Below are 25,869 nucleotides of genomic sequence, written 5' to 3'. Positions count from 1 at the left end.
GCTGTGAATAGGTCAATATCGGATACTTCGGGGTCGAGAATAGGTCACTATCGGATACTTTTCGGCGACAGAAGTGTCCGTTAGCGACCTATGTTTGGTGGGCAGCGGGTCGCGATTCGAATCTCGGACGATCCGGGCGGGATACTGTGCTGAGACTCCCCGCGAGGCGTCCGGAACTCAGGAGCCGCATCCGCCTCGAATGTCTCACGATGCTGGATGACACACCCCGATGTGACGAATGCCACTCACTCATTTTCCGTCCGATGCACCCGTAGTGTGAACGGTCGCCTTGCCGTGTGAATGCTGGGAAGTGGCGGCATCGTCGTTGGCGAGGCGTCTACTTCCGTAGTCATCGAATCCGCCCGGAGGCTCTTCGGAAACAAAAGAACTTAGGGTAGGTTTCCCTAATGCGAGCCGCGCTTCGCGGTGCGCATCATCGAAGGAGGAAACCTCACAGTGACGACTTCTCTGCTCTACGACACCGAAGCGACACCCACCTCAGCACCCCTTCAGACCCCCGAGATCCCCCACCCGGACGCCGCCGGCACCGTCAGCGATCGTGACGTCCACACCGATGCCCTCCTCGGCGCCCACAGCGCTGACGAATACACATCGCTCATGCACGACGTCGTCGACATCCTCGGCGAACGGTTCCGCACAACTGAGCGGGCCGCCTCGGCGAAGGATCGCTCCGGACTGCAGGCCGCCGTCGACGCTGTCGACCTCGACACCGCAGGCGTCGGCAATTCCGAGGCCCTGCGCGAAGTCGACGCCCTTTACGCCGACAATGCAGTGTGGTTCCACCACCCCAGCTACGTCGCCCACCTCAACTGCCCCGTCGCCGTGCCCGCCGTCGCCGCCGAAGCGATGCTCGCCGCCATCAACACCTCGGTCGACACCTACGACCAATCCGAGGTCGCCACCCTCATGGAACGCCGCCTCATCGACTGGACCTGCGGCCACCTCGGCTTCGCCGGCGGCGATGGAATCTTCACCTCCGGAGGCACCCAGTCGAATCTCCAGGCACTATTCCTCGCCCGCGAAAACGTCCTCGCCGAGGCGGCGGGGCACGTTGACACCGATGACACCGAATCTCGCCGAGGCGGCGCTGACCTGGGCGCGCCCAACCGCCGCGACCTGCTGTCGCGGCTGCGGATCCTCGCCACCGACCAGGCTCACTTCTCCGTGTCCCGCGCTGCGTTCCTCCTCGGCCTCGACGCCGAGGCGGTCGTGGCCGTCCCGACCGACCAGTCCGGTCGCATGGATGCCGAGGCGCTCAATGCCAGCCTGCTCGCGATCGAGGCGAACGACCAGATCCCCATGGCCGTCGTCGCCACCGCCGGAACCACCGACCTCGGTGTCATCGACCCGCTCGAGACCATCGCCGAGGTCTGCGAATCGGCGAACGTGTGGCTGCACGTCGACGCCGCATACGGCGGCGGACTGCTCTGGGCCCCGGCTCGTGCCCACCTGCTCGATGGGATCTCCAGGGCCACCTCGGTGACCATCGACTTCCATAAGACGTTCTTCCAGCCCGTATCCTCATCGGCCCTGCTCATCAGGGACGCGAGTCTGTTCGCGCCGACGATCCACCACCACGACTACCTCAACCCCGAAGCCGAAGCGCAGACTGCGGATGCCGAACCGAACCAGGTCGACAAGTCCCTGCAGACCACCCGCCGCTTCGACGCGCTCAAGCTCTGGACGACGCTGCGCGCCCGCGGGGCAGGCGAGATCGGATCGATGCTCGACACCGTCTGCGACCTCGCGACCGACGTCCGGGCGCTGCTCGAGGACCAGGTGGACTTCGAAGTGCTCGGCGCCTCGGACCTGTCCACGGTGCTCTTCCGATTCACCCCGGCGACCGCGGACCAGGACACCTGCGACGAACTCGTCCCGCTCATCCGTCGAGTCCTCTTCCGCTCCGGCCGCGCCGCCATCGCCCGCACCGTCATCGACGGAACGCCGTGGCTCAAACTCACCCTGCTCAACCCCGACACCCGCCTCGATGACGTCACCGCCGTGCTCGACCTCGTCCGAGCCACCGGGCACGGCATCCTCGCCGGTCGGGACCTCGAGGACGCAGCGACAGAAGGAGGCGCAGCATGAGCGCAGATTCCACGCACATCCATGACATCCTCGGCGTCGGCATCGGACCTTTCGGACTCGGACTGGCCGCACTGTCGGAACCGCTCGACGACGTCGACGCGATCTTCCTCGACCAGCGCCCCGAATTCCGCTGGCACCCGGGCATGATGATCGAAGGCTCGACCATCCAGGTGCCGTTCCTGGCCGACCTCGTCACCATGGCCGACCCCACCTCGCTGTACTCATTCCTCAACTTCCTCAAGGAGCGCAAGCGGCTCTACCCGTTCTACATCCGCGAATCGTTCTACCCCCTGCGTGCTGAATTCGACGAATATTGCCGGTGGGTCGCCGCTCAGCTGGATACGCTGCGATGGAACCGTCGCGTCGTGTCCGTGACCAGGGACGACGATGTGTACACCGCCCTCGCCGAGGTGGTCGATGACTCCGGTTCGATCCTGACGACCGAGACTTACCGGGCTCGGCATCTCATCCTCGGGGTGGGAACGCAGCCGGTGCTGCCACCTGCGCTGCAGGGGCTCGGGGGAGGAGCCGCCGGCTCGTCCGCTGCCGGCCCGGACGGTGCCGCAGGCTCGCCCGCCGCCGGCTCGCCCGCTGCCGGCCCGGACGGTGCCGCAGGCTTGCCCGCTGCCGGCCCGCTCATCCACACCGCCGACTACCTCGAGAACCGGGAAGCGCTGCTCGACTCCGGGGCGATCACGATCATCGGCAGCGGCCAGTCCGCCGCTGAGATCTACCGTGACCTCATCGATGACGCAGAAGACCGCGGAGTGCGCCTGGACTGGGCGACCCGGTCTCCGCGCTTCTTCCCGATGGAGTATACGAAGCTCACCCTTGAGATGACCTCCCCGGAATACACCGACCACTTCCGGGCGCTGCCCGATGAGCTGCGCGAACGTGTCGGCCGGGAACAGCGCACGCTGTACAAGGGCATCTCCGCCGACCTCGTCGACGACATCCACGACACTCTCTACCGACTCAGCCGCGGCGGGCGAGAACTGCTGACGAACCTCGTCTCCGAAGCCGAACTCGAGACAGCCGAGATCGACCCGATCAGCGGCGAATACCTGCTCGGCTTCCGCAACACGGCACTGGACAAGACGTTTACTCGGCGGTCGGGATCCGTGATTGCCGCCACCGGATACAAATCACGGGTGCCGGACTTCCTCAGCCCTCTCGGCGACGAGGTGCGCTTGGACTCGCGCGGCCGCCTCGACGTCAGCCGCCACTACACGATCAACGACGAAGGAACCATCCACGTCCTCAACGGCGAAGAGCACACCCACGGCGTGACTGCCCCCGACCTCGGCTTCGGCCCGTGGCGGGCCTCGGTGGTGCTGGCCGCAGTCACCGGCCGGGAACCCTATCCGATCGAACGGACCATCGCCTTCCAGACCTTCGGGATCCCGGCCGACGAATCCGATGCCGTCCCCGATGCCGCCTTCGCACTCGACGACTCCAAGGAGATGTCACACGTATGACCACCGAACTCATCACCAGCCTGACCACCACCGAGGCGGACGAAACCGACCCGACCGATCCTGCGGTTGGTGCGAACGCCACCCGTACGCGCACGGACCGCAGTTCGGACGTGAAGCTCACGGCCGCCTCGGCGACAGTGACCATCCGTCCGCTCGACGTCGACCGGGATACCGCCCGGATCCACGAGTGGCTGACTCACCCACGCGCCCACTACTGGATGATGACCGACCTCGACGAGGACGAGGTCCGGGCCTACTTGGAAGGCATTCGCGACTCCCCGGACGACGCCGGTTGGGTCGGCTCCGTCGACGACATCGACTGCTTCTACGTCGAGACCTACACTCCCGACAGCCTCATTCCGCAGAACGTCCTGGCCACCGGGTCTGCGGACATCGGGATGCACCTGCTCGTCGCACCGCCGGCAGGACCGGCCGTGCACGGCCTCACTGACCGCATCATGGCTGAGGTCATCGACTTCTGCCTGAAGCCGGCCGACCAGGAAGGACGCGGAGCCGAGCGCGTCGTCGTCGAACCCGATGCCAGGAACGACGCGATCATCGAGAAGAACCGAGCTGCAGGTTTCACCCCCATCACCGAGGCGACGATCATGATGGGCGAGATCGAGAAACTGGCGCTCGTCAGTGTGTGCACCCGCGCGGATTTCGAGGCCAGCGCGCTGGCTCCGTTCGTCACCGCTTCACGGACGTCGCGCGTGGCTGAGACCGGCGAACCGGACAGTGATCGGAGGTCCACCGAATCACGTCCGGTTCGGACGTTCGCAACCCCACCGGCACCGTACGCCCACCTCAACGGGGATGCGTTCGCCGTCGTGCAGCGCCACCTCGTCGCCAAAGCCCTGTCCGAATTCGCCCACGAACGACTCATCGCACCGGTGAACGTGGGAGAAGGCGAGCGAGCCGCCGCGAACGGCAGTGTACATCCGGTCGGGGGAGCCGCCTCGGCGAATGGCGAAGGCCAGACCTGGGAACTGAGCATCGACGGCGCCAATCGGTACACATTCACCGCGCGTGTGCTGCCGCTCGAACACTGGGTGATCGACGAAGCGAGCATCACCCGGTGGCGCGACGGATCCGAGATGCCGCTCGACGCGCAGGAACTCGTCGTCGAACTCCAAGACGAACTCTCCATCCCCGAGGACCTCATCTCCACCTACCTCGAGGAACTCGCCTCGACCCTGGCCGGGGCCGCGTTCAAACTCGAGGACGCTCGAACCGGGCGCAGGCCTGATGCACGTGCACTCGTCGAAGCGGATTTCCAGACCACCGAGGCGGCCATGACCGAAGGTCACCCGGGGTTCCTCGCGAACAATGGTCGCATCGGCTTCGGTCTCAGTGACTTCCGCAAGTGGGCACCGGAGAACGGACAGCTCAACCGCATCGAATGGGTGGCGGTGAAGCGTGAACTCAGCCATCTGTCCTTGGGCATCGGAGTCGATGAGGAGGGCCACCTCGGTGATGCTCTCAGCGAAGCCGAACGGGATCTCTTCGGGTCCCGGATCCGGGCGGCGGGACAGGATCCTGCGGACTTCCACCTCATGCCGATTCATCCCTGGCAGGCCGACCACCGTCTGGCGATCACCTTCGCCGCGGACATCGCTCGCGGTGATCTGCTGCCGCTCGGAGAAGGGCTCGATAAGCACCAGGCGCAGCAGTCCCTACGGACGTTCTTCAACCATTCGCGGACCGGAGCTCCGTATGTGAAGGTCGCGCTCGCCGTGCAGAACATGGGATTCCTGCGCGGCCTGTCGCCGAAGTACATGCGCGACACCCCGGCCATCAACGACTGGGTCGCTGGCTTGGTGGGATCCGACCCCACCTTCGCCGAGGCGGGATTCCGAGTGCTGCGGGAGCGGGCCGCGCTCGGCTACACGGGGGACGTCTACCACCGGACGAAGGAGACGAACCCGCACCGGAAGATGCTGGCTGCCCTGTGGCGGGAGAACCCGGATTCGCGCATCGAACCAGGTCAGAAGCTCATCACGATGGCCGCCCTGCTGCACCGGGATCACCAGGGGGTGTCGCTGGCCGGCGAGCTCATCAGCGCATCGGGCCTGAGTGCCGCGGCGTGGCTGCGCAGCTACCTGCGGGCGTACTTGAAGCCACTTGTCCATGCGCTGCTGGCCCACGATCTCGTGTTCATGCCGCACGGGGAGAACCTCATCCTCGTCCTCGATGAGCATGTGGTGACAGGGGCGTTCATGAAGGACATCGGCGAGGAGGTCGCCGTGCTCGGCCACCGAGAACTTCCCGCCGATGTCGAACGCATCCGCGCCGTGGTGTCGGGGGACGAGAAAGCGCTGTCCGTGTTCACCGATATGTTCGACGGGGTTCTGCGGCACCTGTGCGGCATCCTCGACGCCGACGGACTGCTGCCTGCCGAGAGATTCTGGGCGATCGTCGCCGAAACCCTCGACGACTACGAATCAGAGCACCCGGATGATGCGCGCGGTGTCAGCGGCGACGTCGACCTGCGTGCCGACCGCTTCGCCCATTCGTGCCTCAACCGGCTGCAGCTGAAGAACACGAAGCAGATGGTCGACATCGGCAACCAAGCCGAATCACTGCTCTACGCAGGCACCATGCCCAATCCCGTGGCCCGCTGAGCCATAGGGCGCCACGCCGACCGCTCGCCTGAGCGTCGACCGCTCGCCGCATAACTTGATACAGCGCCGGTAATTCGAGCGCTCAGCGAAGGATGACCGAGCCAGTGCGTGCGCTCGCCGCTGCGCTGTGCGGTCGGTGAATCGACGCAGCAGAACACGCCACTCGCCGAGGCGGGACTCCGGAAAGGGGCCCCGCCTCGGCGATGCGTATTGAGACCTGATCGTTGCAAATAGCATCCCCGGAAGCAGGGAGAACGCGCATAGAGTAACCAGAGGAACAGCCCGATTCTGACGGCCACTAGCAGAGCCGGACAGTCTTTTCAGGCGGTCCATTCGTGCGATATTTCGTGCGCAATCAGAAAGGTGACGATGATGCTCAGACTGAGTGCGGCCCTCGCCTCATGCGGTGCCGTCTATGCCGCCTATGTTCTGTTCGACAGCGCCGATTTCGAGGCCGGCACCGTCAACTCCTACCATTCGATGTGCGCGGCTTTCGTGCTTATCGCCAGCACGCTCATCATCGCGGCACTGCCTCGACCCCAGACAGCAAACGTTGCTGTGAAGACATTCGGCGGCCTCGCCCTCATCGTTGGGCTGGCGACAGCTGTGGCGTCCTGGTCGATTCCGAGTTCCGGGGCAGAGGAATACCTTGGGATCATCACTCTGATGTTCGGACTGCCGCTGTTGGGACTACTGTCGACGGCCTCCGTCCTGGTGGCTTTGGGGATGATCATCGCGGAACTCATCGCATCAAGAACTGCTGCTGCGGAGGCGACCCAACAGGCATGACTCCCGAGCAGACCTCACTCCTCGAACGGATCCGTGCGCTCATTGCGAAAGAGCCCGTGGTTCGAGAGGTCTCGATGTTCGGCGGCCGCGCGGTCATGGTCAACGAGAAGATGATCGTCAGTGCTGGTAAGACGGGCGATTTGCTGGCGCACATCGATCCCGACCGTCACGATGAGCTCCTCCAACGACCCGAAGCTGCCCAAGCTGAGATGGGAACCGGTCGGGACATGGGACCGGGGTGGATCAACGTGAGCGCAGAAGCCGTCCGTGATGACGAACAGCTGGCATTCTGGGTCGAGACCGCTTTGGACTTCAACCGGACGGTGACAGGCCAGCACAACTGAGTCCGCCGCGCGAGCAGTTAGTATCATTCCAACGGTTGCCTGTGCGTCGGTGCGCAGATTCACGAACCGGTTCCCAGACTCAAAGGTGTGCGCATGGCGAAGCAGAACGATCGGCCGACCCTGGCCACGGTCGCTGCGCGTGCCGGCGTGAGCATCAAAACCGCCTCCCGCGTCCTCAACGGCGAAAAGCACGTTGCCGCCTCGACGGCGGAGAAGGTCGAAGCTGCCGCCGAAGTACTCGGATTCCGCCTCAACTCGACGGCCCGACGCCTGCGCGCCGGGGGCCGCTCACCCTATATCGGTGTTGTCCTCTCCGACGCCGGTGATGCCTTCCAAGCCCGTGCCTTCGCCGCAGTAGAAGCCGAGCTCGCCGCCCTCGACCTGCGCCCGGTGGTGACCGTGGTCGGCGACGACCCGGACCGAGAGGAAACTTTCCTCGACGAATGCCTCGCCAACGACCTGACCGGGATCATCGTCATCCGCGCCCACCCCGAGGCGGCCGAGACCTACGCGCGAGCCGCCTCGGCGCCGGGCACTCGAATCGTCTCGCTCGATCCAGCTGTCGAGGGCTCAGGAATCAGCATCGTCGCAGGTGATGACCGTGAAGCGGGTCGCCTCGCCGCCGAACAGCTGCTCGCTCACGGGCACAGGGCACTCGGCGTCATCGGCGACCATTCGCCCAGCCTCATCACCACCCGCCGACTGCAGGGAATCCAGGACGCCATCGCCGGCCGTCGCGGCATCGGATGGCGCGCCTATATGCGCGAAGACGCCCACGACGAAGCCAGCGCGAAGAACGTCGTCGCCGCCTGGCTCGGCTCGCGCAGCGCACCCGGAGCACTCATCACCCTGTCCGCCACAGTGACCCAAGGTGCCATCGACGCCTGCCGCCGCCTCGGCGAATGGCCGGCACTGGTCGGCATCGACGATTTCCCCACGGCCGAACTCCTCGACGTCACCGTCGTCGATCGCAACGTCGAATCCCTTGCCGCCGAGGCGGTCCGACGACTCCGGTCCGGTGTCGAACCCAGCGTTGCCGGGGAGGACGGGGGCCGCCTCGGCGATGGTGAGGGTCCGAACCCGTCGGGGACGACGGGGGACAGCAGAGCCGATGACGGTGCGTCCGATTTCGACAATGCGCTGTGCGTCATCGCTCGTGGCAGCGGTGAAGAGCCACCGGACATCCGCTGAAGATTTTTGTCGAAACAGTTGACAGCAGGCGGCGTTCAGCGAATCATATTCAACAGCCTGACAACGTTGTCAGAAAGATTGAAAGGTTCACAATGAGGCACAACCTCAAGTCCCACAAGAAGCTGGCGCTCCTCGGTGCCTCCGTCGCGATCGGTGCTCTTGCACTCAGTGGCTGCGGCAATCAGAAGGGCCAGGGAAACGACGAGGCCGACAGCGGATCCGGCGGCGACGGGGATGTCACCATCGCGCTGCTGCTTCCCGAGTCGAAGACCACCCGGTACGAGTCGCTCGACAAGCCGAACTTCGAGAAATACGTCAAGGAAGCCAACCCAGACGCGAAGGTCGAATACCGCAATGCCAATCAGGACGCGACTCAGCAGCAGCAGCAGGTTGAGGCGGCCGTGACCGAAGGCGTCGACGCCATCGTCCTCGACCCCGTCGACGCTTCCGCAGTCTCATCCGCGCTGTCGAAGGCCGAAGCGAAGAAGATCCCGGTCATCTCCTACGACCGCTTCTTCGAAGGCGCGGACTACTACACCTCATTCGACAACAAGAAGATCGGCAACCTGCAGGGCCAGGCCGTCCTCGACGGACTCAAGGACGCCGGGGTCGACCCGAAGTCGGGACCGGTCTGGATGGTCAACGGCGACCCGAAGGACCCGAACGCTGCTGACTTCAAGGCCGGTGCCGAAGAGACCCTCAAGGGCGCAGGCGTCGACATCGCCGCCAGCCACGACACTCTCGACTGGAACCCGGACGACGCCCGCCAGTGGGTCGAAGGCCAGCTGCAGGGCGGCGATGAGAAGCCGATCGCGATCTACGCAGCCAACGACGGCACGGCCGGCGGTGTCATCGCCGCGACGAAGAAGGCCAAGGTCGAACCCGTCGTCACCGGTCAGGACGCCGAGGTCGACGGACTGCAGAACATCCTCAAGGGCGACCAGTTCGCCACGATCTACAAGTCGATCCCACCGCAGGCCGAATTCGCTGCGAAGGCCGCAGTGGCCCTGGCCGCTGGTGAGGACGTCGATGCGGGAACGACCTATAAGGACACTCCGACGGACTTCGTCGAGGCCAAGGTCGTGACCAAGGACAACATCAAGGACATCGTCGGCGACCAGATCAAAGCCGAGGACATCTGCTCCGGAAGTGTGGAGAAGCTCTGTGCCGATGCCGGGGTGAAGTGAGCGCGTGCGCGTTCACAATCTGACGTGACCGACCTCGAGCCGGCGACCGCCACCGGTCGCCGGCTGCCGGGGTCAACGACTGCGACAAGTAGGAACAGATGACACCAGAGACACCCGACCCGGCATCCGCAGCGACGCGGACGCCGGGCAGCGACAGCGAGCCGGTGCTCGAACTGCGCGGAATCAACAAACGGTTCGGTGCAGTCCAAGCCCTGACCGACATCCATCTCAACGTCGGTCGCGGCGAAGTCGTCGGCCTCGTCGGCGACAACGGCGCCGGCAAATCGACCCTGATCAAGGTCATCGCCGGAGTCCACGCCGCCGATGACGGCGAGCTCATCATGAACGGGACGGCGCAGAGATTCTCCTCCCCGAAGGATGCGCAGAAAGCCGGAGTGGCCACAGTGTTCCAGGATCTGTCCCTGTGCGAGAACCTCGACGTGGTGGCCAACCTGTTCCTCGGACATGAGAAGACCCGCGGCGGCGTCCTCGACGAAGTGACGATGGAAGCCAAATCCTGGGAGCTGCTGCGCAGCCTCTCGGCAAAGATCCCGAGCGTGCGCGTACCGATCGCGGCCCTGTCCGGCGGTCAACGTCAGACGGTCGCGATCGCCCGGTCTCTCCTCGGCGAACCATCCTTGGTCATGCTCGACGAACCGACCGCGGCACTCGGCGTCGCCCAGACGGCCGAGGTGCTCAACCTCATCGAACGGCTCAAGGAACGCGACCTCGGCGTGCTGCTCGTCAGCCACAATATGGCCGATGTGCAGGCGGTGTGCGACCGGGTGCACGTGCTGCGGCTGGGCAAGGACGCCGGTGATTTCCCTGGTGACGAGCGCACCGATGTGCTGGTCGCCGCGATCACCGGAGCCAGCGACAATGTCGTGACCAAACGCGCCGCACGGAGGGGTGAGCGCCGATGACCCGCAGTTCCTTCATCACCGATGAGCGAATCTCGTCCGAAGGCGTGATCGGCACCTTCGTCCGCCGGGTCAAAGAGGGGCAGCTGGGGTCGTTCCCGGTCATCCTCGCCCTCATCGTCATCGTCATCGTGTTCCAGTCGGCTGACTCGAACTTCATCTCTCCGGCCAACCTCGTCAACCTCTCCACTCAGGTCGCGTTCCTCGCGATCCTGGCTCTCGGCATCAACCTCATCCTGCTCCTGGGCGAGATCGATCTGTCTCTGGCGCAATTGGGCGGTTTGGCCGCCTCGCTGCTCGGTGTCCTGGTAGTAAGGCAAGGTGTGCCGCCGGCCTTGGCACTGATCATCATGTTGCTGCTCGGCCTGGTCGTCGGCGCGATTCAAGGTTGGTTCTTCGCCGTCGTCGGCATCCCGGCGTTCGTCGTCACCTTGGCCGGTCTGCTCGCATTCACCGGTCTGACCCTGACGACATTGGGCACCCAGAAGAACCTGTCGATGTCGGACACCTTCGCGTTCGACTTCGCCAGCTTCTACTTCCCTGCGATCTGGGCCTATATCTTCGGAGCGGTCGCGATCATCGGCTTCGGCACCGGCATCATCTATTCGAAACTGCGACGCCACCGGGAAGGACTCAGCGCTCCGAGCTGGACCTCCGTGATCGTACGGATCGTGCTGCTGGCCGCGATAGTTTTCGGGTTCCTCATCCTCGTCAACCAGGACTTCGGCCTGGCGATGCCGTTCTTCCTCATGATCGTCATTGCGATCATCATCGACCTCGTACTGCGCAAGACCCGCTACGGTCGTTCCATCTACGCCGTCGGCGGCAAAGTCGAAGCCGCACGGCGCGCCGGCATCCGCGTGACCTGGGTGCGCATCAGCGTATTCATGGCAGCCGGAGTGCTGGCCGCACTGTTCGGCTTCATCAAGACCGGGGTGACGACGAATGCGGGATCGACGCTGGTGAGCACGCAGGACCTGCTCAATGCGATCGCTGCAGCCGTCATCGGCGGCACCTCGCTGTTCGGCGGTCGCGGAACCGCGTGGGCAGCCGTGCTCGGTGCGCTGGTCGTCGGTGCGATCAACAACGGTCTCTACCTCATCGGCTTCAACTCCGATGCACAGCAGATCATCACCGCACTCGTGCTGCTCACCGCAGTTGTCATCGATGCGCTCAGCCGCCGCGGTCAGAGGTACGTCGGGCGCGGGTAGTGGGGCGGGTCGGCGGCACAGGGGCGTCCGCTCGGCGCTGAGCGCTCAAGTTGTCGTCGACCGCTCGGTTCCGCAAGAGCTCCCTCTGCCGACCGCTCGCTTTGGCGTCGAGCGCGCAATGCAAAGCTTGATACAGCGACGTTAAGCCGAGCGGTCGGTGCTGAGCATCCAAGCAGAGAATGGAGTCGCCCGTGTCCGACCGGGCTGATACAGTCGGAGCTAATGACATGGGGTGCCTCATGAGGATCCGTTCGCATTAAGACGCTGCGCACGGAGGACACCGAGGCTGAGAGAACACCCATCGAACCTGATCTGGGCCATACTAGCGAAGGGATCGTCATGGTTGACTTCGACCTGCGTTCTGCGAATGCGCGTCTGCGCGCAAGCAATCCACTCATCCAGTGCATCACGAACACCGTCGTGCAGCAGTTCAGCGCCAACGTGCTCCTGGCCATCGGCGCCTCCCCGGCGATGCTCGACCATGAGGCCGATGCCGGACAGTTCGCCGGAATCGCCAGCGGGGTCCTCGTCAATTTCGGAACCGCCTCAAACCACCAGCTGCTCGCCGCCGATGCCGCCATCGACGTCGCCAATGCCGCCGGAAAACCCTGGGTCCTCGACCCCGTGAGCGTCGGCGCCGTCGACTTCCGCACCTCCCGCATCCGCCGTGCCGCCGCCGATCACCCGACCGCCATCCGCGGCAATGCCTCCGAGATCGCAGCCCTCGCCGGAGTCGGACTCGGCGGACGCGGCGTCGACTCCACCGATGAAGTCGACGCTGTCCTTCCCGCCGCGGCGGAGCTGGCCCGAGAAACCGGTGCCATCGTCGCCGTGTCCGGGCCCACCGATGCCGTCGTCGCCCACATCGACGGCGCCGACCACGTCGCCCGCATCTCAGGCGGACACGAATTCATGCCGCTGGTCATCGGCACCGGCTGCTCACTCGGCGCCGTCACCGTCGCATACCTGGCCGCCGCCAGTGCCGGACTCGCCGATCCCGACGCCGATGTCTCAGCCGTCAGCGCCACTGAGCGGTCCGCGAACGGTGGGGCCGCCTCGGCGAAGTTCGAAGCTGTCGTCGCCGCCCACGCACACTTCGCGGTCGCCGGGGAACTCGCCGCCGACGGTGCGAAGGGTCCGGGCAGCTACTCGGTGAACTTCCTCGACGCGCTCCACGCCGTCGACGGCGACCGACTCTCACAGGCGAGAATCGGCCTCGACACGCTCACTTCTGCGAATGAAACCGCCAGCGAAGGCGTCCAGGCATGACCGCCGGATCCGCCCACATCGCTGACAGCCCGGCTGACGACAGCGCGACCGTGAACGACCGAGCAGACGCGACCGACCGCTTCGCCGGAATCGACACCCGCCTCTACCTCGTCACCGACTCCGCGCAATGCGAGGCCGCCGGTCGCAGCGTCGCCGAGACCGTGCAGGCCGCCGTCGCCGGGGGAGTGGGCATCGTCCAGGTCCGTGACAAGGACATCGACGACGCAGGCTTCTACTCGCTCACCCGCCAGGTCATCGCCGCCGTCGACGCCGCCACCCGCGACACCGACCGCACGGTCCCCGTCGTCCTCAACGACCGTGTCGAGGTGGCCCGCCGTCTCATCGACGAAGGCGAGAACGTGCACATCCACGTCGGCCAGACTGACACCGCCGTCGCCGAGGTGCGCGCCGCCGTGGGTGCGGCACCGCTCATCGGTCTCTCGGCCGCGAACAGCGACGAATTCGCCGCCGCCCGTGACTCCGAAGTCGTCGACCTCGTCGGCATCGGACCGGTCTACGACACCTCCACAAAAGCCGACGCCCCCGACGGCATCGGCCCGGACCGTCTCGGCGAACTGGTGGCAGAAGCCGGCATCCCCGCGGTCGCGATCGGCGGCATCAACGCCGATCGTACCCCTGACCTGCAGGGACGTGGGCTGATCGGGATCTGCGTGGTCTCGGCGATCTGCATGGCCGACGAACCGAAAGCCGCGGCCGAGGAGCTGCTCACCGCATTCACCAGGAGCGCACAGTGACGACCCGCCCGCCGGTCACCCTGTCGATCGCCGGCACCGATCCCTCCGGCGGCGCCGGAATCCACGCCGACCTCAAAACCTTCACCGCGCGGAAGACCATGGGCACGACCGTCATCACCGCCCTCGTCGCGCAGAACACGCACGGTGTCTCCCGCGTCTATCCGATCGACGTCGATTTCGTCGCCGATCAGTTCGACTCCGTGCTCGGCGACCTGCCCGTCGATGCGACGAAATCGGGGATGCTCGGCAGCCGTGACCTTGTCGAACTCGTCGTCGATCGCGCCGCCGAAGGCCGGCTCGGCTTCTATACCGTCGACCCGGTGATGATCGCGACCTCCGGCCACCGCCTCCTCGAGGCCGATGCCATCGACGCCGTGCGAACCCACCTGCTGCCCGTCGCCGACCTCATCACCCCCAACCTCCCCGAGGCGGCCCTGCTGATCTCCGACGACGAACCCGAAGCGCAGACGAGTGAAGCCATGCATGACCAGGCACGGCGTCTGCTCGAACGCGGCCCCGGAGCTGTCCTGCTCAAGGGCGGACACGGCAGCGAGGACGAGGTCATCGACATCCTCGCTACCGCCGATGGCCTGGTCCGCGAGTTCACCCACCCCCGTGTGACGACGATGAACACGCACGGAACCGGGTGCACTCTGTCAGCCGCGATCACCGCCGAGGTGGCCGTCCTCGGCCGCGAACACACAGTGATCGGGTCGGACATCCTCGGCGAGGCCGTCGACAATGCCCTCGATTACCTTGCTCGCGCTCTCACCTCGGCCACGGACTGGCAGCTGAGCCTGAATCCGGAGGGCGCCCACGGACCGGTCGACCACCAGGTCGACATCGTCCGCGGTCGACCCGCCTGACATATCCATCCCGCCTGACCGCCACCTCACCCGAAACGCCACCCCACTCGATCCACCACGTCACACGAGCACAAAGGAGTTCCCATGACCGTCGCCTTTACCGCCGGCCCATTGACCACCCAGCTGTGGGACCGCGTCGGTCCCATCGTCAAGCAGATCGAAGCTCTGCCGTTCCTCGCCCAGCTCGCCGACGGCAGCCTCGATCCGAAGGCGTTCGTCAACTACATCTCGCAGGACAGCCTCTACCTCAACGGATACGCCAAGGCCATGTCGTTCCTGGCCGCGAAGACCGTCGACCGTGACGAATCCCGGTTCTGGGCCGGATCCGCGGCCGAGGCGATCACCGTCGAAGAGGAGATGCACGGAGAGCTGCTCGCCGACGCCCGACTCGCCTCGGCGCTGGAGGAGCTCACCGCGGAAGGCTCCCGTTTCAAGGCCTCCCCGACGACGCTGGGCTACGTGTCATTCCTCGTCGCCACGGCCGCCAGCCGTTCCTACGGCGAAGGCGTCGCCTCTGTCCTGCCCTGCTTCTGGGTGTACGCGCATATGGGCAAGGTGCTTGTCGACCGGGCCGGGCAGATGGCCGACGATCACCCCTACCGCACCTGGGTGCAGACTTACGACTCACCAGATTTCGACGAATCGACCCGCCACGCCGTGCAGATCCTCGAACAGGAACTGACAAAGGCTCCGAGCGAGGAAGCCGCCCGCATGCGCGCCGCCTTCGAACAGGCCTGCGTCTTCGAACTCCACTTCTGGGCCTCGGCACACGCCATGCAGAACTGGGACGCCTCCGTTTTCCTGCCCCAGGAAGTCACCGTCTGATTCCAAGGAGCATCGGATCCCTTCGCCGAGGTGGCCCTGATCTTGAGTCGGTCACCTCGGTGGGGTGAGCCTGCGGTAGAAACGCCAGACGGCGAGTCCCGTGGCGGCGAGGAAGATGGCCGTCGGCACGAACGTCAGCCATTCCGACATCGTTGCCGAACGCGCTGCCTCCGCGATGATGACGAATATGGCTGCGATGAGCAGCGCGGTGAGTCCCGCGGTGATGCGCAGCAGCTCCATGAGGCAGTCGACGAGGTAGGACTTCTCGCCGCGTTCGATCCAATACTCCTTATACGGGGCATTGATGAGCGAGACCGGCAGCTTCTCGACCAGCGGCCTGATCGACATGAGAGCGGGCAGACCGATGCCTATGGGCAGGAAGATCCCGAGGAGACCGGCTTTCGACGTCCAGTCATCGGGCCGGCCACCGGAGTCGAAATGAGTGGCCACGTTATCGGGCGCCTGCACCCAGAACCAGACGCAGACCCCGAGGAAGACGAGGATCGAGGCGACCACGAAGACGAGCGCGGCGGTTTCGCTCGATGGGTTCCGATGCGGTTGTGCAGAGGAAGGCATGGTGCCACTCTAACCACACCGGTGAGCAGCCCGACCGTGGCGATCGTCCGGCAGGATCGGTCCGACGGAGACGACGGAGGTTCGGACCGATCGAGGCGACGGAGCCTCAGGCGCGGGAGGCTCCATCAGGGTCATCCGGGTAATGAGTGAGCGGACCGAACGATCCGAGCGCATGCCAGCCGCGGCGCAGAGTCGTCCACAGAAGCACGTGATCGACCTCGATGAGGGGCACTCGGTCGTGTTTCGGGCAAGCGAACCGACCGATGAAGAACACAACAGTCGCAAACATCACTGCGATCATGAACAGAATCAAAAGATCCATGGCGGCCCCCTCACATCCTGATACGAATGCCTCTCTTTCAGTTTCGTCCCAAAATACAGAGAAAGATAGGTCTATCCCACCTGGTGAGCGTGAAGGTGATCAAAATCAACTCGGGTGTGAGACGCCGTTCATGCAAAGGACGAGGCGAGGCTCTCGGCAGCGCTGACGACGGCTCGGGCGGCCGCTCGTCCCCGGTCGGGGGTGATCGAGGACGGGAAGGTGAAGCGCACACTCGTCTGCGCGACCTCGGCCTCGACCCCTAAGGCCGTGAGCACATGGGAGGGCCCATCGGAGCCGACCGCACAGGCCGAACCGCTCGAGGCCGTCACCCCGAGGCGTTCGAGCTCGAGCAGCACTGCTTCGCCGGAGGTGTTCGAGAAGCAGAACGACGCATGATTCGGAGTCCGGGTCGCCCGGCCGTCAGGGCCGACCGTGCCTGCCGCGCCCGTCAGAAACGCCCCGGGCACATGACCCAGCACCGTGGCGATGAACTCATCACGGATGGCTCGGACACGATCGGCGGCCTCATGCAGCTCCGCCTCGGCGAGTTCGAGGGCCGTGGCGAACGCAATGGCCAACGCCACGTTCTCCGTGCCCGATCGTCGGCCCGACTCCTGCCCGCCGCCGTGGATGAGTGGTTCGACGGGGACGCGGGCGCGGATCGCGGCCACACCGACGCCCTTCGGCGCTCCGACCTTGTGCCCGGCCAGGCTGAGCGCATCGACGCCCAATCCGGTCAGCGGCAGCCATCCTGCCGCCTGCACAGCGTCAGTGTGGAAGCGAGCACCGGCCTCATGGGCGATTCCGGCCAGGGTCGGAATGTCGGCAATGGTGCCGATCTCATTGTTCGCGTATCCCAAGCTCACGAGCACGGTGTCGGCCCGGATCGCCGCCGTGAGGGCTTCGGGGGTCACGGTCCCATCCGAGGTCGGGGCCACCTCGGTGACGGTGAATCCGTGGACGCGGGTCAGGAACTCCACCGAGGCGAGTACGGCTTCGTGTTCGATGGGGGAGGTGACGATATGTCGCCGAGGCGGCGCCGCGGTCTCGGCCCGACCCTGGGTCTGAGCTCGACTCTGAGTCCGATCCTGAGTCAGAGCGCCGAGGGCCATGCCGATGATCGCGAGGTTGTCCGCCTCGGTGCCGCCGCTGGTGAACGTGATATCCGTGGCGCGCATGCCAAGCACCTTCGCCACGCGAGCACGGGCATCGGCGAGGGCTTCGGCGGGTCCGCGTCCGAATTCGTGGTGGCTCGAGGGGTTGCCGAACGCCCCTGCCAGATACGGCCAAGCGGCTTCGAGGGCCTCCCTGCGCACGGGGGCCGCGGCCGCGGTGTCGAGGTAGAGGAGTCCGGTCATCTCAGGCCTCGAGGGAGAGGTCGAGACCGAGGTCGATCGCGCGGACGCTGTGGGTCAGCGCGCCCGAGGAGATGACGTCGACGCCGGTGGCGGCGATCTCCGGAATCGTCTCCAGGGCGACGTTGCCGCTGGCTTCGACGACGGCGCGGCCGCCCACGAGTTCGACGCCTTCGCGCAGCTGAGCCGGGGTGAAGTTGTCGAGCAGGATGATATCGGCGCCGCCGTCAAGCACCGCGGGCACCTGGTCGAGCCGGTCGACTTCGACCTCGATCATCGTCGTATGCGGCAGACGGGCACGGGCGGTGCGGATCGCCTCGGCGACGCCGAGCCCGGCACCGGTGAGCACGGCGAGGTGATTGTCCTTGGCCATGACCGCGTCGGAGAGGCCGAAACGGTGGTTGTGCCCGCCGCCGCAGACCACGGCGTGCTTCTCGAACGCGCGCAGCCCCGGAGTCGTCTTGCGGGTGTCGACGATGCGCGCCCGCCCGGCGGCGGCATCGACATAGGCACGGGTCTGGGTGGCGATTCCGCTCATGCGCTGGCAGAAGTTCAACGCGATCCGTTCGGCCTGCAGCACCGCCCGAGCGGGACCGGCGGCCGTGGCAAGCACCTGACCTGCAGTGAAAGCGTCTCCATCGGCGGCAGCGAGGTCGACCGTGACGCTCTGGTCGACGAGTGCGAAGGCTCGGGCGAAGACCTCGATTCCGGCGAGCACCCCGTCTTCGCGGGCACGCAGATCAGCCGTCGCCGAGGCGGTGGCGGGGATGAAGACTTCGCCGGTGATATCGCCCCAGGGAGCGTCTTCGTCAAGGGCTGTGCGCAGTGCGGAATCGATGGTTGAAGCGGTCAGCATGCGGAGGCCTCCTGAAGCAGAGCGGTGGGCGAAGTGGAGGTGGACGGCGCGGTCATAGACGACGTGAGTGTCGTATCCGTGCGGGTATGCGCGCCGAGGCTGTGCTCCCTGGCCAGCGCATGCCGAGCCATGTGCCAGGCGATGAGGGCGAGATTCGCGGTCTCGAGTGCGTCGGCGAGGGCCGCCGCCGGGGTGGTGGGGTGATCATCGGCGTTGTGGGCGCGGTTGGCGGAGGTGCAGGCATTGCGGTCACCGTCGTTGCGGGAACCGTCGTCGAGGGCACCGTCACCGAGGCGATCGAGCAGGGTCCATAGGCCCGCGGCAGTGCGCTCCACACCCAGATGAGCCGAGGTCAGGTCCTGCAACTCGGTTCGTGTCAGTGCCGTCTGGTGGAATGAACGGGACTGGGGGAGTGGGAGTTCATGGTCTCTGTTGACCGGCAGAGCGTCGATCGCCGCGGCGGCGCGGGCGGCGAAGACCGCGCCTTCGAGCAGAGAGTTCGAGGCCAGCCGATTGGCTCCGTGCACTCCTGTGCACGCGACCTCGCCGACCGCGAAGACTCCGTCGATGCTCGTGCGACCATCGCGATCCGTGGCCACCCCGCCCATGAAGTAGTGGGCGGCGGGAGTGACGGGGATGAGGTCCCGGGACAGGTCGAGATCGTGAGCGGCCAGACCGGCGGTGATGCTCGGGAACGTCGTCTTCACATCCGGGACGGCCCGCGCATCGAGGAAGCACGGGCGTCCGTCCTGAGCCGCCTGGCGACGGTGCAGAGCGAGTGCGACCACATCACGAGAGGCGAGCTCGGCGCGATCATCGATGTCAGTCATGAACCGGTGGCGGTGCTCGTCGAGGATGAGAGCGCCGGCCCCGCGGACGGCCTCGGAGATGAGGAAGCCTGGACCTGGAAGGGCGGTGGGGTGGAACTGGAAGAACTCGAGATCGGAGACCTCTGCACCGGCGCGAATGGCAGCTGCCAAACCGTCTCCGGTGGCAGCAGCCGGGTTCGTCGTGTGTGCGAAGAGCTGCCCGGCACCGCCGGTGGCCAGCACGATCGCATCAGCAGCCAGGGCCTCGACACGGCCTTCGCGGAGCACAGTGACTCCGGTGGCTGTGGCGACTCCGGTGGCTCGAGTGGGGCGGCGATCGTCGTCGCTGGTGAGGATGTCGACGAGCATCGTGTCCTCGAGGAGGGTGACTCGCCCTGCGGCGACCTCGGTGCGCAGCTTCTGCGCCAGGGCGGTGCTGATCGCCCGACCGGTCGCATCGCCTCCGGAATGGAAGATGCGCGGATAGGAATGCGCCCCTTCTATACCCCTTGCCCAGGCTCCGGTCGGATCAGTGTCGAAGTCCACCCCCGCCTCGGCGAGGGAGACGATCGCGTCCTCACCGGCTTCGCACAGGGAGCGCACGGCCTCCGGATCACAGTGCCCGGCGCCGGCCGTGAGCGTATCGGCGATATGGGAGTCGACCGTGTCGTCGGGGCCGATGACACCGGCGATGCCGCCCTGCGCCCACTCGGTGTTCGATTCGCTGAGGCGGCCCTTCGTTACGAGGGTCACCGAGTGACGGCCGGACAGGCGCAGTGCGGCGGTCAGCCCCGCGATCCCGGAGCCTGCGACGATGACGCGGCTCATCAGATCCGCGGTTTCGCGGCGAGCATCCGCTCCAGGGACACACGGGCAGGTTCGGCCACCATGGCGTCGACGGAGATCTGATTGACGACCTGTCCGTCGATGAGTGATTCGAGGACCCAGGCGATATAGCCGGGATGGATGCGGTACATCGTCGAGCACGGGCAGATGACGGGGTCGAGGCAGAAGATCTCGTGCTGAGGGTGTTCGGCGGCCAGCCGCTGGACCAGGTTGATCTCGGTGCCGATGGCGAACGTCGTCGGTTCGGTCGCCTGTTCGATGGCCTTCGTGATGTACGCGGTCGATCCGGCCTCATCGGCGGCCTCGACGGTCTCACGCGGGCATTCGGGGTGAACGATTACGCGTACGTCCGGATGATCCGCGCGGGCTTTGTCGATCTGCGCCGGGGTGAAGCGCTTGTGCACGGAGCAGAATCCCTGCCACAGGATGACCCGGGCCTTACGCAGAGTCTGCTCGTCGTTGTTGCCCATTGGCCTGGCTGGGTTCCACAGCGGCATCTCGTCCAGACCGATGCCCATGTTGACTGCGGTGTTGCGGCCCAGGTGCTGGTCGGGGAAGAACAGGACCCGCTGCCCGCGTTCGAACGCCCATTCCAGAACCACCTCGGCGTTCGACGAGGTGCATACGATTCCGCCGTTGCGGCCGCAGAAGCCCTTGATCGCGGCCGAGGAGTTCATGTAGGTGACGGGGATGACCGGGACGCGACCGTCGGCATCGGCTTCGGTGCCGAAGACCTCGGCGAGCTGCTCCCAGCAGTCCTCGACCTGGTCGATGCTGGCCATATCGGCCATCGAACAGCCTGCGGCGAGGTTGGGCAGAATGACGGACTGCTCCGGCATCGACAGCAGGTCGGCGGTCTCGGCCATGAAGTGGACGCCGCAGAAGACGATGGCTTCGGCCTCCGGATGGTTCTGGGCGGCCTGCGCGAGCATGAACGAGTCGCCGATGTAGTCGGCGTGTTCGACGACCTCGACCCGCTGGTAGTGGTGGCCGAGCATGACGACACGATCGCCGAGGGTGGCCTTGGCAGCTCTGATGCGGGCATCGAGTTCCTCAGGCGTGGCCTGCTTGTACTCCTCGGGGATATCGCCCTGACGTGGGGCGGCGACCGGAATCGGGTCGGCCATCGAGGAACCGGGACCGTAGCCGGGACGTTCGTCGACATCCCACGGGGCATCGAGCAGGTCCGTCGAGCACATTTCGTCGTTCGCTCCCGAGGCAGAGATGTCCTTGAGGGTGAGTTCGATCGAAGCTGTTGTGGTCATCATCGTCCTTCGCTCGGTGGGCGGGACCCATGCCTGAAGTGCTTCGCACGTGGTGAGAGCCGCCCGAAATCTTTTGCGCAATTGTGCGTTTATTTCTTTGCGCAGATTTGAGCTTAATCCTGTGGGCGGGCAATGTACAACTCGCGGGCGATGGCTCTGCGCCGGGGGATGCAATATGCTGTGGTCTGGCTCGCAATCCGAGTCGATGCGCATTGCGGTGGGCGCCCCCGTGAGAGTCACCGAGGCTTCGGACCGAAGCGACGGTCTCGCCCCGCCCGCGCCGGCACCGACGACATCGCATATCTGAAGGATTCTCATGCCCGAAGCGGCACACTCGAACCAATTCACGTCCCCCTCCACCACGTCCCCCTCCACCACCGGCGTCTCGGGCAACGCTGCTGCCGGTGACAATGCCCCGGCCGGCCCCGGCGCGACGACCGCCCCCGACGCGACGGCGGGGGCCGCCTCGGCGGAACAGCCCGCCCCGTACGGCGGTCCGGTGTCCGCACCGGCAGCGCCGCCTCGGCGAATCCGCACCCTCGACCTCATCAAGGCCAAGGCCGAAGGCCGGCGGTGGGCGATGCTGACCAGCTACGACCAGTACACGGCGGCCCTGTTCGAACAGGCCGGTGTCGAGGCCCTGCTCATCGGCGATTCGGCGGCGAACAATGTCTATGGCCACGCGACCACCCTGCCGGTCACCGTCGACGAACTCATCCCGCTGGCCCGTGCCGTCGCCTCGGCGACGAGCCGGGCCCTCATCGTCGCCGACCTTCCATTCGGCAGCTACGAGATCTCCGATGAACAGGCCGTGGCCACGGCCGTGCGGTTCATGAAGGAAGCCGGAGTCCACGCGGTCAAACTCGAAGGCGGGGCGCGGATAGCCTCGCGGATCAAGGCGATCACGACGGCGGGCATCCCGGTCATGGCGCACATCGGCTTCACCCCGCAGGCCGAGCACAACCTCGGCGGTTACAAGGTCCAGGGCCGCGGCGACGCAGGCAGCGCCCTGCTCGACGATGCCCGCGCCGTGGCCGAAGCCGGAGCCTTCTCCGTGGTCATGGAGATGGTGCCCTCCGGGCTGGCCGGCCAGGTCACATCCGAACTGACGATCCCCACCGTCGGGATCGGCGCCGGTGCGGACTGCGACGCCCAGGTCCTCGTATGGCAGGACATGGCCGGTCTGCGCACGGGGAAGGCCCCGCGCTTCGTCAAACGCTACGCCGATCTGCATTCCGTGCTCACCGAGGCGGTCGGCACCTATGTCGACGAAGTGAAGTCCGGGGTCTTCCCCGAGCCCGAGAGGAGCTTCGACTGATGGAGGTCGGAGGCATCCAGGCACTGCGCCGGTGGCGGGCCGAGCAGTCGGGCCGCGTCGGTCTCGTCCCGACGATGGGCGCCCTGCACTCCGGGCATCAGGCGCTCATGACGCGTGCCCGCGCAGAGTCCGATCTCGTCGTGGCCTCGATCTTCGTCAATCCGCTTCAGTTCGGTGCCGACGAGGACTTCGTCCAGTACCCGCGGCCGATCGAAGAGGATCTGAGAAAGTGCGAAGAGGCCGGAGTCGACTTCGTCTTCGCCCCGGCGCTGGCCGAGATGTACCCGTCCGCACCCGAAGTGCGGGTCGTCGCCGGGCGCATGGGGGCCGTGTTCGAAGGCGCGGCCAGGCCCGGACACTTCGACGGCGTGCTCACCGTCGTGGCGAAGCTCTTCACCCTCATCGCCCCCGACGTCACGGTATTCGGGCTCAAGGACATCCAGCAGTTCGTCCTGGTCAAACGCATGATCGCCGACCTCAACTTCGATATCGAACTCATCGGCCTACCCGTCGTCCGGGACGCCGACGGCCTGGCCATGTCGAGCCGCAACTCCTACTTGGTGCCGGACGACCGCGCCCGTGCTCTGGCGATTCCGCGGGCTCTCACCGCCGCCTCCGAGATGGCCGAGCGAGGCCGTGGGACGGCGGAGTCCGGCGCCGGTGGCGGTTCTGGCTCTGGGGCCGGCACCAGTGGTGTTTCTGCTGGCTTGCCCGCTGCCGTCGAGGCGGCCGCGCTCGCCGAGCTGGAGCCGGCCGCTGAACGTGGGGATCTCGAGATCGTCTACTGCAGCCTCGTCGAGGCCGCGACTCTTCGACCGTGCCCACCGGACTTCACGGGACCGGCTCTGCTGCTCGTCTCCGCGACGGTCGGTGGGACCCATCTCATCGACAATCTGCCGCTGGAATTCTGACGCGATATGCAATTGTGATGAGTTTGTGAAGATTCTGTTGAGCGATCGAGATCTGCATATGTAACCGACCGAGATCCATCGACAACAATGGTTTCAATTGACGGCTATCAGTCGCTGGACCCTTGTTCACAGTGTTCGCTGAGAATAGACTCAAAATCAGCAAGAGAAAATGAAGCTTGCCGATTCGCCGAGTTCGAAGGAGATAAGCGACATGCAAGATCTGGATATCTGGTCGGTCCTGACGAAAGTCGGACTGGCAATCGTCATTCTCATTGTCACCTGGATTCTCGCCGCCATCGTCAAATGGGCGATCGGCAAACTCGTCACCAAGGTTCCAGCTCTTCAACGCGATGGAAGCAATGGTCAGCAGATCGGAAAGTCGGTCGGGCAGATCGCCGGTCTCATCATCTGGCTGCTCGGACTCATCGCCGTACTCCAGCTGTTCAACCTCGATCAGGTGCTGTCTCCGCTGCAGGGTCTGCTCGATGGAATCTTCGGATTCCTGCCCAATATCATCGGCGCGGGATTCATCTTCTTCATCGGCTATGTCTTCGCGAAGATCGCCAAACAGCTCGTCCAGACCGCTCTCAACGCTGTGGATCTGACGAAGCTGACGTCGAAGTTCCGTTCGCTCGGCGACAAAGCCACCGGAGTGGCCGAGGGTGCTGGAAATGCTCAACCGAATCCCGACGTCACTCAGCAGTACGCCGCACAGGGTCAGCAGGGCATGCCGCCGCAGGACGGATACCCCGGCCATGCACCGAACCCGAACGCGGAGGCGAACGCGAAGATGTCGAACCTCATCGGCAACCTGGTGTTCGGAATCATCATCATCGTCGTTGCGATCTCGGCGCTGCAGGTCCTCGGCATCAAGGCGATCTCGGAGCCTGCCCAGCAGATGCTCCAGATCTTCCTCAACGCGATCCCGCTCATCATCGCCGCCGGCATCCTGCTGGCCATCGGCTTCGTCATCGCCAAGTTCCTCGGCAATCTGCTCGAACAGATCCTCCAGGGCATCGGCACCGACAAAGCCATCAACGAGATCGGGATCGTGCCTGAAGGCACCAGCGCCTCCAACGTGATCACCCGCCTCGTGCAGGTGGCGATCATGATCTTCTTCGCGATCATGGCCGCCCGGATGCTCGGATTCCCCGAGATCACGAACATCCTCAACGAGATCCTCGACCTCGGCGGCAGCGTGCTCTTCGGCGCTGCGATCATCGCCGCAGGATTCCTCATTGCCGCGATCATCGGCAAGTTCATCACGAACAACCTCGCCAGCAAGGTGCTGCGCTACTCGGCGATCGCCCTGTTCATCGCCATGGGCCTGCGCTACATGGGCCTGGCCGATTCGATCATCAACCTCGCCTTCGGAGCTGTCGTCATCGGCGGTGCCGCAGCGGCCGCTCTGGCCTTCGGCCTCGGCGGACGTGAGGCAGCCGCGAGGATGCTCGACAAAGTCGACCTCGCCGAGGCGGCCGAAAAGACGAACCCGGACGCCGTGGACAGCGGTACACCGGGTACCGGAACGCGCACTGACGGAGGTGGCAGCGGGAACGGGGGAGCCTCCTCGGCGAATGAGAGCTGAATGAGGGTCTGCCCACCGAACCGAAAGGGGCGGGGCACCGAGGATCGACCTCGGTGCCCTGCCCCTCTCCTATGCTCCGGGCAATCGCGCTTCAGATGGGGATCGCGATGACGGCGATGCCGATGATGAGCAGGATGAGCGTGGAGGCGGCTTCGATGAAGAAGTCGGCGCTGCGGTGGGCCATCGCCGACGCGGCGAGGCTTGCCAGGCATGCGAGGACGAGCTGGTAGGACAGGAGCACGCCGAGGATCAGTGCGACGAGCACGGTGTAGTCGATGCCGGTCGGGGAGGCGGGGACGAGGGTCGGCAGGATCGCGAGGAAGAACAGGCCGACCTTCGGGTTGGACAGCGACGAGAAGATGCCGCGGCGATACGACACGAACGAGCGCAAGTGGCCCCACGAGGTCGACTCCATGACGTGGGCGATCTCGGTCACGGGCCCGTCGGGGGAGTCG

23 protein-coding genes and 1 riboswitch are annotated in these 25,869 nt (G+C 65.6%); of the genes, 16 read left to right on the top strand and 7 right to left on the bottom strand.

Annotated features, from left to right (window positions below):
* The first annotated feature begins 618 nt into the window (after positions 1-618).
* From D3I60_RS02250 to D3I60_RS02190, 13 genes are all read left to right on the top strand, one after another.
* Positions 619-2,109: a pyridoxal-dependent decarboxylase gene (locus D3I60_RS02250; protein ID WP_262774551.1), complete on the top strand. Its 1,491-nt coding sequence runs from the start codon at positions 619-621 to the stop codon at positions 2,107-2,109.
* Positions 2,106-3,587, top strand: a complete 1,482-nt coding sequence (locus D3I60_RS02245) for a lysine N(6)-hydroxylase/L-ornithine N(5)-oxygenase family protein (RefSeq protein WP_262774550.1) — start codon at positions 2,106-2,108, stop codon at positions 3,585-3,587. The genes D3I60_RS02250 and D3I60_RS02245 overlap by 4 nt, the downstream gene beginning before the upstream one ends.
* Complete coding sequence (locus D3I60_RS02240) at positions 3,584-6,211, top strand: GNAT family N-acetyltransferase (protein ID WP_262774549.1); 2,628 nt, start codon at positions 3,584-3,586, stop codon at positions 6,209-6,211. The genes D3I60_RS02245 and D3I60_RS02240 overlap by 4 nt, the downstream gene beginning before the upstream one ends.
* Positions 6,212-6,580: 369 nt before the next feature.
* Entirely contained in the window at positions 6,581-7,000 is a 420-nt protein-coding gene (locus D3I60_RS02235) for a hypothetical protein (protein WP_262774548.1), read from the top strand.
* Positions 6,997-7,344 carry a TfoX/Sxy family protein gene (locus tag D3I60_RS02230; RefSeq protein ID WP_262774547.1) on the top strand — a complete coding sequence of 116 codons (348 nt, stop codon included), beginning with the start codon at positions 6,997-6,999 and terminating at the stop codon, positions 7,342-7,344. The genes D3I60_RS02235 and D3I60_RS02230 overlap by 4 nt, the downstream gene beginning before the upstream one ends.
* A gap of 93 nt (positions 7,345-7,437) precedes the next feature.
* Positions 7,438-8,535: a LacI family DNA-binding transcriptional regulator gene (locus tag D3I60_RS02225; RefSeq protein ID WP_262774546.1), complete on the top strand. Its 1,098-nt coding sequence runs from the start codon at positions 7,438-7,440 to the stop codon at positions 8,533-8,535.
* 92 nt (positions 8,536-8,627) lie between these two features.
* On the top strand, positions 8,628-9,722 hold the full coding sequence (locus D3I60_RS02220; protein WP_262774545.1) for a substrate-binding domain-containing protein: 1,095 nt from the start codon (positions 8,628-8,630) through the stop codon (positions 9,720-9,722).
* A gap of 98 nt (positions 9,723-9,820) precedes the next feature.
* On the top strand, positions 9,821-10,645 hold the full coding sequence (locus D3I60_RS02215; RefSeq protein ID WP_262774544.1) for an ATP-binding cassette domain-containing protein: 825 nt from the start codon (positions 9,821-9,823) through the stop codon (positions 10,643-10,645).
* Positions 10,642-11,853: a sugar ABC transporter permease gene (locus tag D3I60_RS02210; protein WP_262774543.1), complete on the top strand. Its 1,212-nt coding sequence runs from the start codon at positions 10,642-10,644 to the stop codon at positions 11,851-11,853. Before D3I60_RS02215 ends, D3I60_RS02210 begins: the two co-directional genes overlap by 4 nt.
* A gap of 218 nt (positions 11,854-12,071) precedes the next feature.
* Positions 12,072-12,205: riboswitch (TPP riboswitch) on the top strand.
* Positions 12,193-13,122 carry a hydroxyethylthiazole kinase gene (locus tag D3I60_RS02205; RefSeq protein ID WP_262774542.1) on the top strand — a complete coding sequence of 310 codons (930 nt, stop codon included), beginning with the start codon at positions 12,193-12,195 and terminating at the stop codon, positions 13,120-13,122. It overlaps the preceding riboswitch by 13 nt.
* Complete coding sequence (gene thiE / locus D3I60_RS02200; RefSeq protein ID WP_262774540.1) at positions 13,119-13,877, top strand: thiamine phosphate synthase; 759 nt, start codon at positions 13,119-13,121, stop codon at positions 13,875-13,877. Before D3I60_RS02205 ends, thiE begins: the two co-directional genes overlap by 4 nt.
* Positions 13,874-14,743: a bifunctional hydroxymethylpyrimidine kinase/phosphomethylpyrimidine kinase gene (gene thiD, locus D3I60_RS02195; protein ID WP_262774538.1), complete on the top strand. Its 870-nt coding sequence runs from the start codon at positions 13,874-13,876 to the stop codon at positions 14,741-14,743. Before thiE ends, thiD begins: the two co-directional genes overlap by 4 nt.
* An 84-nt stretch (positions 14,744-14,827) precedes the next feature.
* A complete protein-coding gene (locus tag D3I60_RS02190) occupies positions 14,828-15,568 on the top strand; it encodes a TenA family protein (protein WP_262774536.1) in 741 nt (246 codons plus the stop codon).
* 51 nt (positions 15,569-15,619) lie between these two features.
* On the opposite strand, the gene D3I60_RS02185 is transcribed toward D3I60_RS02190, so the two are convergent.
* The 6 genes from D3I60_RS02185 to nadA form a co-directional block, all read right to left on the bottom strand.
* Positions 15,620-16,144: a DUF1648 domain-containing protein gene (locus D3I60_RS02185; protein ID WP_262774534.1), complete on the bottom strand. Its 525-nt coding sequence runs from the start codon at positions 16,142-16,144 to the stop codon at positions 15,620-15,622.
* Positions 16,145-16,250: 106 nt separating this feature from the next.
* A complete protein-coding gene (locus D3I60_RS02180) occupies positions 16,251-16,466 on the bottom strand; it encodes a hypothetical protein (protein ID WP_262774532.1) in 216 nt (71 codons plus the stop codon).
* Positions 16,467-16,594: 128 nt separating this feature from the next.
* Complete coding sequence (locus D3I60_RS02175) at positions 16,595-17,824, bottom strand: cysteine desulfurase family protein (protein WP_262774530.1); 1,230 nt, start codon at positions 17,822-17,824, stop codon at positions 16,595-16,597.
* A 1-nt stretch (position 17,825) separates the two neighbouring features.
* On the bottom strand, positions 17,826-18,677 hold the full coding sequence (gene nadC, locus D3I60_RS02170) for a carboxylating nicotinate-nucleotide diphosphorylase (protein ID WP_262774529.1): 852 nt from the start codon (positions 18,675-18,677) through the stop codon (positions 17,826-17,828).
* Positions 18,671-20,314: an L-aspartate oxidase gene (gene nadB, locus D3I60_RS02165; RefSeq protein WP_262774527.1), complete on the bottom strand. Its 1,644-nt coding sequence runs from the start codon at positions 20,312-20,314 to the stop codon at positions 18,671-18,673. The genes nadC and nadB overlap by 7 nt, the downstream gene beginning before the upstream one ends.
* Positions 20,314-21,597: a quinolinate synthase NadA gene (gene nadA / locus D3I60_RS02160; RefSeq protein ID WP_262774525.1), complete on the bottom strand. Its 1,284-nt coding sequence runs from the start codon at positions 21,595-21,597 to the stop codon at positions 20,314-20,316. The genes nadB and nadA overlap by 1 nt, the downstream gene beginning before the upstream one ends.
* A gap of 316 nt (positions 21,598-21,913) precedes the next feature.
* Between nadA and panB the strand changes: the two genes are divergently transcribed.
* The 3 genes from panB to D3I60_RS02145 all read left to right on the top strand — a co-directional run bounded on the left by panB (position 21,914) and on the right by D3I60_RS02145 (position 25,414).
* Positions 21,914-22,915, top strand: a complete 1,002-nt coding sequence (panB, locus tag D3I60_RS02155) for a 3-methyl-2-oxobutanoate hydroxymethyltransferase (RefSeq protein WP_262774523.1) — start codon at positions 21,914-21,916, stop codon at positions 22,913-22,915.
* The gene (panC, locus tag D3I60_RS02150; RefSeq protein ID WP_262774522.1) at positions 22,915-23,826 is read left to right on the top strand and encodes a pantoate--beta-alanine ligase; all 912 of its coding nucleotides are present in this window, start codon (positions 22,915-22,917) and stop codon (positions 23,824-23,826) included. Before panB ends, panC begins: the two co-directional genes overlap by 1 nt.
* 211 nt (positions 23,827-24,037) lie before the next feature.
* Entirely contained in the window at positions 24,038-25,414 is a 1,377-nt protein-coding gene (locus D3I60_RS02145) for a mechanosensitive ion channel (RefSeq protein WP_262774521.1), read from the top strand.
* A gap of 91 nt (positions 25,415-25,505) precedes the next feature.
* On the opposite strand, the gene D3I60_RS02140 is transcribed toward D3I60_RS02145, so the two are convergent.
* The coding region (locus D3I60_RS02140) for a LysE family transporter (RefSeq protein WP_262774519.1) at positions 25,506-25,869 on the bottom strand (364 nt) is incomplete at its 5' end.

Origin of the sequence: Brevibacterium permense, assembly GCF_025506275.1 — a bacterium.
Taxonomy (GTDB): domain Bacteria; phylum Actinomycetota; class Actinomycetes; order Actinomycetales; family Brevibacteriaceae; genus Brevibacterium; species Brevibacterium permense_A.
Note: the sequence above shows the minus strand (reverse complement) of the source record. Positions and strands in the feature narration are given on the sequence as shown.

Coding starts and splice junctions, on each gene's coding strand:
- D3I60_RS02250 (WP_262774551.1), top strand. CDS start 619: ATGCACGACGTCGTCGACATCCTCGGCGAACGGTTCCGCACAACTGAG.
- D3I60_RS02245 (WP_262774550.1), top strand. CDS start 2,106: ATGAGCGCAGATTCCACGCACATCCATGACATCCTCGGCGTCGGCATC.
- D3I60_RS02240 (WP_262774549.1), top strand. CDS start 3,584: ATGACCACCGAACTCATCACCAGCCTGACCACCACCGAGGCGGACGAA.
- D3I60_RS02235 (WP_262774548.1), top strand. CDS start 6,581: ATGATGCTCAGACTGAGTGCGGCCCTCGCCTCATGCGGTGCCGTCTAT.
- D3I60_RS02230 (WP_262774547.1), top strand. CDS start 6,997: ATGACTCCCGAGCAGACCTCACTCCTCGAACGGATCCGTGCGCTCATT.
- D3I60_RS02225 (WP_262774546.1), top strand. CDS start 7,438: ATGGCGAAGCAGAACGATCGGCCGACCCTGGCCACGGTCGCTGCGCGT.
- D3I60_RS02220 (WP_262774545.1), top strand. CDS start 8,628: ATGAGGCACAACCTCAAGTCCCACAAGAAGCTGGCGCTCCTCGGTGCC.
- D3I60_RS02215 (WP_262774544.1), top strand. CDS start 9,821: ATGACACCAGAGACACCCGACCCGGCATCCGCAGCGACGCGGACGCCG.
- D3I60_RS02210 (WP_262774543.1), top strand. CDS start 10,642: ATGACCCGCAGTTCCTTCATCACCGATGAGCGAATCTCGTCCGAAGGC.
- D3I60_RS02205 (WP_262774542.1), top strand. CDS start 12,193: ATGGTTGACTTCGACCTGCGTTCTGCGAATGCGCGTCTGCGCGCAAGC.
- thiE (WP_262774540.1), top strand. CDS start 13,119: ATGACCGCCGGATCCGCCCACATCGCTGACAGCCCGGCTGACGACAGC.
- D3I60_RS02190 (WP_262774536.1), top strand. CDS start 14,828: ATGACCGTCGCCTTTACCGCCGGCCCATTGACCACCCAGCTGTGGGAC.
- D3I60_RS02185 (WP_262774534.1), bottom strand. CDS start 16,144: ATGCCTTCCTCTGCACAACCGCATCGGAACCCATCGAGCGAAACCGCC.
- D3I60_RS02180 (WP_262774532.1), bottom strand. CDS start 16,466: ATGGATCTTTTGATTCTGTTCATGATCGCAGTGATGTTTGCGACTGTT.
- D3I60_RS02175 (WP_262774530.1), bottom strand. CDS start 17,824: ATGACCGGACTCCTCTACCTCGACACCGCGGCCGCGGCCCCCGTGCGC.
- nadC (WP_262774529.1), bottom strand. CDS start 18,677: ATGCTGACCGCTTCAACCATCGATTCCGCACTGCGCACAGCCCTTGAC.
- nadB (WP_262774527.1), bottom strand. CDS start 20,314: ATGAGCCGCGTCATCGTCGCAGGCTCCGGGATCGCGGGGCTGACCGCC.
- nadA (WP_262774525.1), bottom strand. CDS start 21,597: ATGACCACAACAGCTTCGATCGAACTCACCCTCAAGGACATCTCTGCC.
- panB (WP_262774523.1), top strand. CDS start 21,914: ATGCCCGAAGCGGCACACTCGAACCAATTCACGTCCCCCTCCACCACG.
- panC (WP_262774522.1), top strand. CDS start 22,915: ATGGAGGTCGGAGGCATCCAGGCACTGCGCCGGTGGCGGGCCGAGCAG.
- D3I60_RS02145 (WP_262774521.1), top strand. CDS start 24,038: ATGCAAGATCTGGATATCTGGTCGGTCCTGACGAAAGTCGGACTGGCA.